We start from the raw sequence: 11,750 nt of genomic DNA, 5'->3' as shown, positions 1-11,750 counted from the left end.
TGCCCTACCGCCGCGGCGCCACCGTCCCGAAGGTCAGCACGCCCTGCGTCCCGGCCTTCGGATCGGCATCCCCGGTGAAGGCCAGGGCGATGTCCGGGCGCCCTGCCTGCCCGGTGGAGAGGCGATAGGTGATCTGCCGCGCCGCCCCGGCGCCCGGAACGGGCACGCTGCCATCGAAGGCGCGCGTCACCGTCAGCCCCGGCCGGGCGGCCCGCTCGGCCAGGCGCACGAAGAGCGGCTCGGCCGTCTCCACGTCCATGCGCTGCAGCCGCAGCGAACAGGCCACCGGGCGCCGCGCCAGCACCAGGACCATCGCCCCCACGGAGGCCCCGCGCGCCACCAGCACCTGCCCCTCGCCGCCGCGCAGCACCGCCGCCGCCTTGTCCGCCGGCAGCGCCGCGAATCCTGCCTCCCGAGCCGCCCCGGCGCTGTCGCCGCCGGTCAGCACACGGGCGCAGATCTGCATGAAGCTGCCCATGGCCGCCGCCGTCTCCTCGGTCAGTGGTGCGGCGGCCCGGGCGGGAAGGGGGGCGAGCGCCAGCAGCGCCAGCAGAACTGGACGCCGTGCCGCGCGCGCGGTGGGATAGGGCAAACGAGGAAACGACATCATGCCGCTGGATAACGCCTTCGACCTGCCGGAGGACACCCGCGCCCTGCAGGAGGTGGCCCGCGACTTCGCGCGCGACGTCCTCGCCCCCCGTGCCCTGGAATGGGACGCCGCCCGCCACTTCCCGGTGGAGGAGATGCGCCAGGCTGCCTCTCTCGGTATGGCCGCCCTCTATGTGCGGGAGGAATCCGGCGGCTCCGGCCTCACCCGCCTGGACGCGGCCGTGGTGTTCGAAGCCCTCTCGACCGGCTGCCCCGTCACGGCCGCCTTCCTCTCCATCCACAACATGGTCGCCTGGATGATCGACCGCTGGGGCAGCGAGGCGCAGCGCGCGGAACAGTTGCCATCTCTCGTCACCATGGAGCGTATCGCCTCCTACTGCCTGACGGAGCCGGGATCGGGCAGCGATGCCGCCGCGCTGCGCACGCGGGCCGCGCGGGACAACAGCGGCTACGTCCTCAACGGCTCCAAGCAGTTCATCTCCGGCGCCGGCACGTCGGACCTCTACCTCACGATGGTCCGCACGGGCGGGGAGGGGCCGGATGGCATCTCCGCCCTGCTGGTCCCGAAGGACACGGAAGGCCTCTCCTTCGGCGCCAACGAGAAGAAGATGGGCTGGAACGCCCAGCCCACGCGGATGATGACGTTCCAGGACGCGCGCGTTTCCGCCGATGCCCTGCTGGGCGAAGAAGGCCAGGGCTTCCGCATGGCGATGGCCGGCCTGGATGGCGGCCGCCTGAACATCGCCGCCTGCTCGATTGGCGGCGCGCAGCGCGCGCTCGACATTGCACTGGACTATGTTCGGGAACGTCGCGCCTTCGGCAAGCCTGTCGCGGATTTCCAGGCCACGCAGTTCCGCCTTGCCGACATGGCGACGGAGCTGGAGGCCGCCCGCTCCCTTCTCTGGCGCGCCTGCGCGAAGCTGGACAGCAAGGCGCCCGACGCCGGTGCCTTCTGCGCCATGGCGAAGCGCTTCGCTTCCGACACCGGCCACCGCGTGGCGGACGAGGCGCTGCAGCTCCTCGGCGGCTACGGCTACCTGCACGACTACGGCGTGGAGAAGCTGGTGCGGGACCTGCGCGTCCATCGCATCCTGGAGGGCACCAACGAAATCATGCGCGTCATCGTTGCCCGCCACCTGCTCGGCCGGCGCGAATCGGCCCGCGACTCGCGTTGACTCACGCCGCCGTGAGTCCGCATCTTCAGCGACAAGGGATTGCAGGCCGGCAGCCCGCGCCAGGACGGCGGTAGGAGAGACGATGCATCGCGGGTCCATCACGCGCTCCGGGCCCGTTGCCCTGGCGGTCGCGGCCCTCCTTCTTCCGCCCCTCGCTCCGGCGGCCCGGGCCCAGGGCGAGATCCGTAGCGTCGTCGTCCCGGCCGAGGGCGCCGTGGTCATCCCGCCCCGCGGCACGCCGCGGCTCGCGGCCCGCCCGGCGAGCGCCGGCGCGGGCGTGCCCATCTCGCCCGGCGGTACTGCAACGCGAAGCCCCGTCCTCCTGCCGGATACCGGCACCGGTCTCGCTGCCCCCATTCTCGGCTTCGCCCTGCCGGCCATTGCCGGCGCCCTGCTCGGCGGCACCATCGCCGGTTCCAAGAGCGGCAGTTCCGCCCCCGCGCGCACGCGCTGAGCCCTCTTCCGGGATAGCCGCTAGGAGCCGCAACGGTTCCGCATTATGTGCGGGTCTGGCGACCCGAACGCGCCCGAGGAGGCAACGACCATGTCCACCCAGGACTCCCCGCTCACCCGCCGCCTGGCGCTCGGCGCCGGCCTCGGCGCCGTCGCCGCCGGCCTCGCGCCCGCCGCGCGCGCCCAGGGGGCATATCCGAATCGTCCCGTCACGATGATCGTCGGCTTCCCGCCGGGCGGGCAGACGGATTTCGCCGCGCGCATCGTGCAGCCCGGCCTCGCCCAGAACCTCGGCCAGTCGGTCGTGATCGACAACCGCGGCGGCGCCGGCGGCAACATCGGCACGGAAGCCGTGCTGCGCGCGCGGCCGGACGGCTACACGCTGCTGGCGGGCAACTCCTCGCCCATGGCGATCAATCCGCACACCTTCCCGAACATGACCATCAACCCGCTCGACCTCGTGCCGATCGGGCTGACGCTGCAGAGCTCTATGGTCCTCTGCGTCCACCCCTCCGTGCCCGCCAACAACGTCCGGGAGCTGGCCGCCTGGATCAAGGCGCAGAAGGGCGGCGTGAACTACGGCTCGCCCACCGCCGGCAGCCTCTCCCACTGCGCGATGGAGCTGTTCCGCGACCGGATCGGCAAGCCTGAAATGGAGAGCGTGCCCTATCGCGGCTCCGGCCCGGCCATCCAGGACTTCGTGGCCAACCGCTTCTCCGCGATGTTCGACGCCGCCTCCGTCCTCTCGCCCTTCATCAAGTCCGGCCAGCTGAAGCCCATCCTCGTCAGCGGCGCCACCCGCGCGCCCGCGCTGCCGGACGTGCCGACCGCGGCGGAGCAGGGCCTGCCGGACTTCGTCTTCACCGCCTGGATCGGCCTCTTCGCGCCGAAGGGCACGCCGGACGAGGTGATCCAGCGGGTCCACGCCGCGCAGGACGCCGCGCTGAAGGATCCGGCGGTGCGCGAGAAGATCACCGGCCAGGGCGACGAGCCCGGCGGCGGCTCCATCGAGGACTTCGCGAACATGGTCCGCCGCGACCACGCGCGCTGGGGCCAAGTGGTGAAGGAGAACAACATCACCGCCGCCTGAGCGCGCCCGGCACGGCCCGCCGCGGGGAAGCGGCGGGCCTTCGCTCAGCGCGCGCGCGCGCCCTCCGCGCTCGCCATCGCCTCGTTCAGCGAGAGGGAGAGCGCGGCGGCCAGGTCCTCTGCGCTCATCCCTGCCGGATCGATCGGCCTGCCGACCACGGCCACGCAGCGCGCGAAGGGCATCGGCAGGATCATCCGGTCCCACGAGCCCAGACGCCGGGCTGGCGAGGCGAAGGCCCCGCAGGGCACGATCGGCACGCCGGCCATGGCGGCCAGCCGGCCTGCCCCGTCCGAAACCTGGCGACGCGGGCCCCGTGGCCCGTCCGGGACCACGACGGCCACGTTGCCCGCACGCACGCCGCGCAGCAGCACGCGCCCGGCATTGCCGCCCCCGCGCGAGGAACTGCCGGCCACCACGGTCAGCCCGAACCGCGCCAGGGATGCCGCGATCATCGTGCCGTCCCGGCTGCGGGAGACGAGCACCAGGCCGGGCTTTCGGGGCACGTCAGCCGGCATCGTCGCCCAGAGCCGTGCCCAGGCCGCGGGCATGAGCGGCAGGCATTCATGCCAGAACGCCATGACGAAGCCCCTTGGCTCGGCCGCCATCTCGCGCAGCGGTTCCGCGCCCAGGATCTCCCAGCGCGCCGTGCTCTGGCAGAGCCGGAGATACCACCCAATCGCCTGCGCGAAGGGTAGGCGGCGCGTGATGGCCTTCACGGTACGGGCGACAGGGCTGCGCTTTCTCGAGGTCGGCGACGGCATCGGCATGGCTTCCGTATCCGGGATCGAGGCGGCTTGAAGCACCTGCATAAGTGAATTCCGTGGGAAAAATTCCCACCACCAGTCTGGGTCAAGCTTGTGGCTTTGTCGAGGCAACGGCCCGGTACGCCGTTCGACAAAGCGTATCGTCGGGGCTCTCCCGCCCTGCCGCCATCGGGCCTATTGGATGGGCCAGATCCAAAGGAAGGCTCACTGTTCATGTCCAGCACCGCCGGGTCCGGCCGCGACGCCGCCATCGCCCGCGCCACCGCCGAGTTCGATAGCGGCGCCTTCCGCGAGCGCCTAGCCGCGCTGATCGCCATCCCCTCCACCTCGCAGGACCCCGCCGCGGCCGCCGAGTGCCAGCGCTACCTGGAGGAGGGCATCCAGCCCTGGGTCGCCCGCCTCGGCTTCACCTCCTCCATCCACGCGAACCCCGAGCCGGACTGCGGTCCCATCCTCATCGCTGAGCGCATCGAGGACCCGTCGCGCCCCACTGTCCTGCTCTACGGCCACGGCGACACGGTGCGCGGGCTGGAGGACCAGTGGAGCGACGGCATCAAGCCCTGGGCCGTCACGGAGAAGGACGGCCTCTGGTACGGGCGCGGCACCGCCGACAACAAGGGCCAGCACATCATCAACCTCGCGGCGCTGGAAGCCGTGCTGGCGGAGCGGGGCGGGGTGCTCGGCGCCAACGTGAAGCTGGTGCTGGAGATGTCGGAGGAGCTGGGCTCCAAGGGCCTCCGCCCCTTCGTGGAAGCTCATAAGGAAGAACTCGCCGCCGACGCCCTCATCGCCTCGGACGGCCCGCGCGTGGAACCGGCGCTCCCCACCATCGCCGCTGGCTCCCGCGGCAGCTTCATGTTCGACCTCGTGGTGAAGCTGCGGAACGGCGGCGTGCATTCCGGCCACTGGGGCGGCCTCACCACCGATCCCGCCATCCTCCTCTCCCACGCCATCGCCAGCATCGCCGATCAGCACGGCAAGATCCTCGTCCGCGACTGGCTGCCCGGTGAGACGGTGCCCGCCAATATCCGCGCCGCGCTGGAGGGCTGCCCCGTTGGGGGAGGGGAGGGCGCCGCCACCATCGACGAGGGCTGGGGCGAGCCCGGCCTGACCCCGGCCGAGAAGATCTACGGCTGGGCGAGCTTCATCGTGCTGGCGATGATTAGCGGCCGCCCGGAGGCCCCGGTGAACGCCGTGGCCCCCGACGCCCGCGCCGTCTGCCAGATCCGCTACACCGGCGATTCCGATCCCGCGAAGTTCGAGCCCGCCCTGCGCGCCCACCTGGACGCCCACGGCTTCCAGAAGGTCGCCATCGAGAAGACCGGCATCCGCATGCCCGCCAGCCGCACCCCGCCGGACAGCCCCTGGGTGCTCTGGACAAAGGCGAGCATGGAAAAGTCGCTGAACACCCGCGTGCAGGTCACCCCCAACGCCTCGGGCGGCCTGCCGGGCGATGTCTTCGTGGACCTGCTGGGCACGCCGCTCGTCTGGGTCCCGCACTCCTACAACGGCTGCAAGCAGCACGGCCCGGACGAGCACGTGATCCCCGCCATGATGCGCGAAGGCCTGGCCGCCTTCGCTGGCATCTGGTGGGACCTGGGCGAGCCCGGCACGCCGGCCCGCTGAACCCTGGACCGCGCGGGGCGGACTACGCCCCGCGCAGCCCGGGAAGCGTGAGGAACTCCTCCATCACGTGCCAGATCCGGTGCCGGTTGGTGCCGAGCACCGCGACATGCGCGATGCCCCGCATCATCGCGAACTGCTTGTCCCGGTTCGGCAACTGCCCGAAGAAGTCCAGCAGCTCCGCGTCCGTCGCGTTCCCGTCCGTCTCCGCCCGGCACATCAGCACGGGGCAGGGGATGCGCTTCGGATTCACCATCGGCATGTTCGCGGCCATGTCGAGATAGGTGCCGCTCGGCGCGCGGTCCGTCAGCGCCAGCTCGTAGTCGGCCAGCGCCTGCGGCACCGCGGCCTCGAAGGTGGAGGGGTTGTCGCGGCTGAAGATGCCTACGAAGGACTCGCGGTTCATCATGCGGTAGTTCCGCGCGCGGTAGCTCGCCACCGCGTCCCGCCGCCGCATGATCTCCGGCGCGCCCTCTCCGGTATAGGTGAAGGCGTCCAGCACCAGCCGCTCCACCCGGTCCGGCACCTCGTTCGTGAAGCGCCCGGCGCGGATCGCGCCGGAGGACTGGCCATAGACCATCAGGGCGCGCTGCCCCGTCACCTCCTCCACCTTCGCGAAGCCGGCCTTCAGGTCCTCCACGCCGGAGCGGATGTCGGAGTTGCTCTCCGTGCGGGAGGACTTGCCGTAGTTCTCGTGGTCCATCGTCCACACGTCGAAGCCCAGCCCGGCGAAGTGCTCCATCATCGAGTAGCCGGGATGGCCGGGCACCTGCAGGTCGAATCCGCCGCGCCCGGAGAAGGAGGATCCGTGGACGAGGAAGAGCACGGGCTTCTTCGCCGCGCCGTCCCCGGCCGCGCGCCGGCGCCAGAGATAGAGGTTCACCTCGCCCTTCTTCGCCCAGTGCTCCTCTCCCTGGATGCGGGGCGCGTCACCGGCGGCGAGTGCGGGCGCGCCGGTGGCGAGGGCCGCGAGCGCGGCCGCCCCGGCAAGGCCGCGGCGCGGCAGGGCGTGATGCTGCGACATGGTACGCTCCTCCAACCCTTTATCGAGGAGAAGCTTGGGCCCGGTGGACGCCGCCTGCCAAGCGCCTATCCGCCGGCCGGCCGGAGGGGGACTTCCCCGTTCAGTGCTCGAATTCCATCGCCAGCTCCGCATGGCCGCCCGGCCGCGCCGCCGCGCGCACCCGGTCCGCCAGCCGGGCGATCAGCGTTGCGGAAACGCGCCGCATCGCGGCGTCCAGCGCGTCCTCGTCCCCCTCCATCAGCGCCGCGGCATCCGGCAGGGCGGCGTCCCCCAGCGGCAGGGGCGGCCCGGCATGGACCAGCCGGCAACGCAGGTTGAATTCGTCGAAATCGGCCGAGAGCGTCACCGGCCCCGCCGTGCCCGCCTGGCGCAGCGCCTCCAGCGCCTCGCCCAGCGCGACGCCGGCGCGCGTCACCACCTCCGCCCGCGCGCCCCAGGCCCGGCCGCGCGCCTCCAGGAACTCCGCGGCCTGCTGCCCTTCCTCCGCCGGGTCCAGCACAAGCTCCGCCGCCTTCCGCACCCCGATCCGCAGCAGCGCGTTCAGCGCCACGGCGGCAATCGTGCCCATGGTGAGGCCGGAGGAGACGATGATCCGGCTCCAGTCCGGCGAGGCATGAGCCAGGGCGGGCAGCAGCATCACCCCCGTGCCGCAGACGATCGCCAGCCCGACGATGAAGCCCCGCCGCGCATCCATCAGGCGCGAGGTGGCCAGGCCGATCCCGGCCACGATGAGGTAGGAGGCGGTGTAGATCAGGATGCCCCCGATCACCGGCCCCGGCGTCAGCGCCACAAGCCCGGAGATGGCGGGAAAGAAGGCGGTGACCATCAGCATCACGCCCGCCGCCGCCCCCACGCGCCAGGCCGTGATGCCCGTGGCCGCCGCCAGGCCGAGATTGGCGGAGGAGGTGGCGCTGGTCAGCACGCCCGCGATGCCCTGCAACACCTGCATCAGCCCCGTCCCGGTCACGGCGCGCGCCACCTGCCCCATGTCCACCCGCCGCCAGCGGGCATTGTCCATCTTGTCCATCGACAGGGCGCTGCCGAAGAGGTCCATCACCCCGATCAGCTCGGTGACGAGAAACACGGCGATCGGCACCAGCAGGAACTCCGGCGCCGGCAGGTCCAGCCCCAGCAGGGGCAACGCCACGGGCGGCAGCGCGGCCAGCGCCTCCAGCCCGCCCGCCGTGGTGACACCCAGCGCCATCGCCAGCAGGGTGCCCGCGATGGCCCCGGCCAATACGGCCATGCGCCGCAGCCCCGGCCCTCCCCAGAGGGAGGCGGCAACGATCACCGCCAGCGTCAGCGCGGCTACGGCCAGGGCGGGCGGCGAGGCATCGCCCGCCGGCGTCAGCCCGACCCCCCGCGTCAGCCCGCCCGCCACGAGGGACAGGCCGAGCATCACCACCACCACCCCGATCACCTCCGGCGGGAAGAAGGCGCGCAGGCGGGGGATCAGCCGCGCGAAGAGGATGGAGGCCAGCGCCGCGACGATGGTGGCCCCCATCGTCGCCCCCAGCCCGTAGGTCGTCGTCACCGCGACGAAGATCGGCAGCCGCGCCGGGGCGGGCAGGCCGACGAGAAGCAGCCCCGCCCCGATCCGGCTGGGTATCGCCTGTACCAGGGTGGCCAAGCCGACGAGGAAGACCGTGGCCGAGACGAAGCGGCTGGCCGCCGCAGCGTCCAGCCCGATTCCCTGGGCCGCCACCACCGCGTAGAGCACGAACATCAGCGAGAGCGCGGCGTGCTGCGCCCCCATGCCGAGCAGGATGCCGAGCGGGGGCTTCTCGTCCACCGCGTAGAGCAGTTCGTCGGGCCGCTTGCGCCGCTGCGGGGTCGGCGGGGGAAGAAGACGGTCCAGCAATGCGGGCAAACCGGATGCTCCGAGGTCCAAACCAGGGAATGACTTGAAATTGTCGCCCGCGGATTAGGCCACTCTCTCGCGCCTTTGTGGAGCGCCGGCCTGCGCGTCACGCTTCATCACCAAGGCCGGCTCGGGGCGTTACACGGCACGTCCCATCCTCGGGATGGACCAAAGGAGAACCAGTCTTGACCCATGATCGCAAAACCACCCTGACGGCCCTGGCCGTCGCCCTCGGCCTGGGCGCATCCGCCATGCCCGCCCTGGCCCAGCCGGTTCCTCCTCCGCCCGGCCCTGGCCCGGCGCAGGCCATTCCCATGGGCCCAGGCGCGGAACGCATGCTGCAGGAGGCCGACGCGAACCGCGATGGCCGGGTGACCGAGGCCGAGGCCTGGGACGCCCTGGCCGCCCGCTTCGCCGCGGCTGACGCCGATAAGGATGGCGGCCTCACCTGGGAGGAGTTCCGCGCCTACGCCTTCTCCGCAGGGCCGGCCCGCCGCGTCGATCCCGCGCGGATGCAGCGGTTCGAGGAGCGCGCCCAGGCCATGTTCCGCGCCGTGGACGCCGACCGCGACGGCCGCGTGACGACCACGGAGCTGCGCCCCTTCGCCGAGGCCATGTTCCGCTCCCGCGACGTGAATGGGGACACGGCCCTCTCGCGCGAAGAGCTGCGGCCGCAGCGCGTCCGCCCCGCCCCGGGGCCCTCCCGCGTGCAGGCGCCCCGCGCGGAGTAGCCATTGCCCGGTCGCGCGACGTTCCCGGCGCGCGGCCGGACATGGTGGCGGGCCACCCGCGCGAAGGCGGCGTGTGGAAAGCCTGGATTTTGCTGAAGTCCCCACGGGAAGGGGAAGTGGTGGGCGCGACAGGGATTGAACCTGTGACCCTTCGCGTGTGAAGCGAATGCTCTCCCGCTGAGCTACGCGCCCGGAGTGGCGCGGCATATCCCCCACCCGGCCCGGCCTGTCAAGCGGCCCCGGCGCTTGTTCCGCTGGGGTTCCGGCGCCACCCTCTGCCTGTGCCGGACGTCGCCTTCCACATCGCGCCCGCCGCCTCCGCCGGGGACCTGGCCGAGGTGGCCCGACTCTTCCGCGAGTACGCGGAAGGCCTGGGCGTGGACCTCTCCTTCCAGGGCTTCGAGGCGGAGCTGGCCTCGCTGCCCGGCCGCTACGCCCCGCCCGCGGGCGCGCTCCTCCTCGCGCGCGGGCGGGATGGCACGCCAATGGGCTGCGCCGCCCTCCGCCCGCTCGGCGATGGCCTCTGCGAGATGAAGCGCCTCTTTGTCCCGCCGCGCGCGCGGGGGCTCGGCCTCGGCCGTGCCCTGGTGGAGGCGGTCCTCGCCGCCGCCCGCGCCGCCAGGCACCGGGAGGTCCGGCTGGACACGCTGCCGGGAATGGCGGAGGCCGTCGCCCTCTATCGCAGCGTGGGCTTCCGCCCCGTCCCGCCCTATTACGAGACGCCCGTGCCCGGCACGATCTTTCTCGCCCGCGCGCCGTAGCCCCGGGCGACCCCTGTTCAAGACGTAACAGCGACACGATCTGAGCGGGATCATCGAAGGACACCGCATGAACCCGGTCCGGCCTGGTTGCTCCGCCCTCCTCGCCCTTCCGGCCCTGCTGTTCCTGGCCGCGCCCCCGCCCGCCCGGGCAGAGACCATCGCCGCCACCTACACGGTCCAGGCCGTGGGCATGACGGTGATGGAGCTGAACGCCACCCTCGACATCACGGATGCCGGCTACACGGTGGAGTTCCGCACCCGCACCCGCGGCATGGCCGCGGCCTTCTCCAGCGGCAACCTCGTCACCCGGGTGGAGGGCGTCTGGGAAGGCGACCGGGCCCGCCCACGCCGCTACGTCTCGGAAGGCACCTGGCGCGGCGAGCCCCGCCGCACGGTGATCGAGTGGCCGGGCAACCAGCCCGTGATCCGCGCCATGGTCCCGCCCAACGACACGGAGCGGGAGACGGTGCCGGATGAGGCGCGCCGCAACACCGTGGACAACCTTTCCGCCGTGGCCCAGCTCGTCCGCCAGGCCCGCCGCACCGGCAAGTGCGACGGCGCCGTGCGCGCCTTCGACGGCCGCCGCCTGAGCGAGACCGCCGCCCAGACCCGCGGCCAGGAACGCTTCGCCCCCGCCCGGGACGAATGGTCCGGCACCGCCCTGCGCTGCGACTTCGAGGGACGTTTCCTGGCCGGCTTCCGCAAGGGCGAGGACGTGGAGGCCGCGCGCCGCCCGCAGAACGGCACCGCTTGGCTCGGCGAGGCCGCGCCAGGCCAGCCCCTCATCCCCGTCCGCGTCGAGACCGTCAGCCGCTGGTTCGGCACCATCTCGGCCCGGCTGGCCAGCCTCGGCCCGCCCGGGCAGGCGCGGGCGGTGAACTGAGCCGCTACTCCGCCGGCGGCTCCATCCCCTTCGCCCGCAGCACCGCGCGCCCTTCCGGCCCCGCCAGGCGCGCCAGGAAGCCTCGCGCCGCCCCGCCCGCCGGAGAGGGGGAGGGGGCGAGGGCGCCGGAATAGACGGTCCAGGACTGGATCTCCGCCGGCAGCGGCCCCACCAGCGCCACTCCCGCCACGGGCAGGATCTCGCTGATCTGGTGGATCGCGAGATCGGCCGATCCATCCGCCACGCGCTCCGCCACCAGCCCGCCTCGCACCAGCACGCGCCGGTCCCGCATGGCTTCCGCAATCCCCAGCCGCCCCAGCAGCCCTTCCACATAGGTGCCGCTCGACCCGCCGGAGGCCGGGTCGATGTAGGCGATGCGGGGCGCGGCCAGCACGGCGGCCCGGAACGCCTCCACGCTGCCGATGTCCGGGCGCGGCGCATCGTCCCGCACCCCGACCCCCACGCCCACCCGCGCCAGCGGCACCGCGCCGGGTGCCACGTGACCCGCGCGCGCCAGCGCCTCCATCTGCGCGGGCGGCACGATCAGCAGGTCGAAGCCCTCGCCCCTCGCCACGCGCCGGGCGAGGGCGCCGGCCGTGTCATTCTCCACGACCAACCGGTGCCCGGTTTCGCGCTCCCACTCCGGGGCGGCCGCCAGGACGACCTGCTTGAAGGCCCCGGCCGTCAGCACCCGAACATCGGCCGCCGAGGCCGGGGCGCCCGCCAGCGCCACCACGGCCACCGCCAGCCACAGCGCCATCCGCATCATCATCGGT

At 72.8% G+C, this 11,750-nt stretch carries 12 protein-coding genes and 1 tRNA gene; 7 read left to right on the top strand and 6 right to left on the bottom strand.

The genetic code is table 11. From position 1 onward, the window contains the following. Positions 1-4: 4 nt before the first annotated feature. Entirely contained in the window at positions 5-592 is a 588-nt protein-coding gene (locus NRP21_RS21860) for an NMCC_0638 family (lipo)protein (protein WP_257718363.1), read from the bottom strand. Positions 593-608: 16 nt separating this feature from the next. Between NRP21_RS21860 and NRP21_RS21855 the strand changes: the two genes are divergently transcribed. From NRP21_RS21855 to NRP21_RS21845, 3 genes are all read left to right on the top strand, one after another. Continuing rightward, positions 609-1,784, top strand: coding sequence for an acyl-CoA dehydrogenase family protein (locus NRP21_RS21855; RefSeq protein WP_257718362.1), 1,176 nt, complete (start codon positions 609-611; stop codon positions 1,782-1,784). 82 nt (positions 1,785-1,866) lie between these two features. Beyond that, positions 1,867-2,238: a hypothetical protein gene (locus NRP21_RS21850; protein WP_257718361.1), complete on the top strand. Its 372-nt coding sequence runs from the start codon at positions 1,867-1,869 to the stop codon at positions 2,236-2,238. A 90-nt stretch (positions 2,239-2,328) separates the two neighbouring features. After that, entirely contained in the window at positions 2,329-3,327 is a 999-nt protein-coding gene (locus NRP21_RS21845; protein ID WP_257718360.1) for a Bug family tripartite tricarboxylate transporter substrate binding protein, read from the top strand. Positions 3,328-3,371: 44 nt separating this feature from the next. Here NRP21_RS21845 and NRP21_RS21840 read toward each other — a convergent pair whose 3' ends face one another. After that, complete coding sequence (locus NRP21_RS21840) at positions 3,372-4,088, bottom strand: lysophospholipid acyltransferase family protein (RefSeq protein WP_257718359.1); 717 nt, start codon at positions 4,086-4,088, stop codon at positions 3,372-3,374. A gap of 216 nt (positions 4,089-4,304) precedes the next feature. Between NRP21_RS21840 and NRP21_RS21835 the strand changes: the two genes are divergently transcribed. Continuing rightward, positions 4,305-5,717 (top strand): M20 family metallopeptidase, encoded by a 1,413-nt coding sequence (locus NRP21_RS21835; protein WP_257718358.1) that lies wholly within the window; start codon positions 4,305-4,307, stop codon positions 5,715-5,717. 22 nt (positions 5,718-5,739) lie between these two features. Here NRP21_RS21835 and NRP21_RS21830 read toward each other — a convergent pair whose 3' ends face one another. Beyond that, the gene (locus NRP21_RS21830) at positions 5,740-6,738 is read right to left on the bottom strand and encodes an alpha/beta hydrolase (protein WP_257718357.1); all 999 of its coding nucleotides are present in this window, start codon (positions 6,736-6,738) and stop codon (positions 5,740-5,742) included. Between the two features lie 100 nt (positions 6,739-6,838). Next, positions 6,839-8,608 carry a uracil-xanthine permease family protein gene (locus tag NRP21_RS21825; protein ID WP_257718356.1) on the bottom strand — a complete coding sequence of 590 codons (1,770 nt, stop codon included), beginning with the start codon at positions 8,606-8,608 and terminating at the stop codon, positions 6,839-6,841. Positions 8,609-8,784: 176 nt separating this feature from the next. On the opposite strand from NRP21_RS21825, the gene NRP21_RS21820 reads away from it, so the two are divergent. Continuing rightward, complete coding sequence (locus NRP21_RS21820; RefSeq protein ID WP_257718355.1) at positions 8,785-9,330, top strand: EF-hand domain-containing protein; 546 nt, start codon at positions 8,785-8,787, stop codon at positions 9,328-9,330. A gap of 117 nt (positions 9,331-9,447) precedes the next feature. On the opposite strand, the gene NRP21_RS21815 is transcribed toward NRP21_RS21820, so the two are convergent. Further along, positions 9,448-9,522 (bottom strand) — tRNA-Val (locus NRP21_RS21815). Positions 9,523-9,611: 89 nt separating this feature from the next. Here NRP21_RS21815 and NRP21_RS21810 point away from each other — a divergent pair. Continuing rightward, positions 9,612-10,091 (top strand): GNAT family N-acetyltransferase, encoded by a 480-nt coding sequence (locus NRP21_RS21810; RefSeq protein ID WP_257718354.1) that lies wholly within the window; start codon positions 9,612-9,614, stop codon positions 10,089-10,091. 67 nt (positions 10,092-10,158) lie between these two features. Beyond that, positions 10,159-10,974 (top strand): DUF3108 domain-containing protein, encoded by an 816-nt coding sequence (locus NRP21_RS21805; RefSeq protein ID WP_257718353.1) that lies wholly within the window; start codon positions 10,159-10,161, stop codon positions 10,972-10,974. Positions 10,975-10,978: 4 nt separating this feature from the next. Here the strand turns inward: NRP21_RS21805 and NRP21_RS21800 are convergent, their stop codons facing one another. After that, positions 10,979-11,746 carry a substrate-binding domain-containing protein gene (locus NRP21_RS21800; RefSeq protein WP_257718352.1) on the bottom strand — a complete coding sequence of 256 codons (768 nt, stop codon included), beginning with the start codon at positions 11,744-11,746 and terminating at the stop codon, positions 10,979-10,981. Between the last annotated feature and the right edge of the window lie 4 nt (positions 11,747-11,750).

The organism is Roseomonas populi (genome assembly GCF_024594815.1).
Lineage (GTDB): Bacteria > Pseudomonadota > Alphaproteobacteria > Acetobacterales > Acetobacteraceae > Roseomonas > Roseomonas populi.
This window is presented reverse-complemented; position numbering and strand designations above follow the sequence as displayed.

What these genes read in the sequence shown, in the direction of transcription:
- NRP21_RS21855 (WP_257718362.1), top strand. Translation starts at nt 609, where the DNA reads ATGCCGCTGGATAACGCCTTCGACCTGCCGGAGGACACCCGCGCCCTG.
- NRP21_RS21850 (WP_257718361.1), top strand. Translation starts at nt 1,867, where the DNA reads ATGCATCGCGGGTCCATCACGCGCTCCGGGCCCGTTGCCCTGGCGGTC.
- NRP21_RS21845 (WP_257718360.1), top strand. Translation starts at nt 2,329, where the DNA reads ATGTCCACCCAGGACTCCCCGCTCACCCGCCGCCTGGCGCTCGGCGCC.
- NRP21_RS21840 (WP_257718359.1), bottom strand. Translation starts at nt 4,088, where the DNA reads ATGCCGTCGCCGACCTCGAGAAAGCGCAGCCCTGTCGCCCGTACCGTG.
- NRP21_RS21835 (WP_257718358.1), top strand. Translation starts at nt 4,305, where the DNA reads ATGTCCAGCACCGCCGGGTCCGGCCGCGACGCCGCCATCGCCCGCGCC.
- NRP21_RS21830 (WP_257718357.1), bottom strand. Translation starts at nt 6,738, where the DNA reads ATGTCGCAGCATCACGCCCTGCCGCGCCGCGGCCTTGCCGGGGCGGCC.
- NRP21_RS21805 (WP_257718353.1), top strand. Translation starts at nt 10,159, where the DNA reads ATGAACCCGGTCCGGCCTGGTTGCTCCGCCCTCCTCGCCCTTCCGGCC.
- NRP21_RS21800 (WP_257718352.1), bottom strand. Translation starts at nt 11,746, where the DNA reads ATGATGATGCGGATGGCGCTGTGGCTGGCGGTGGCCGTGGTGGCGCTG.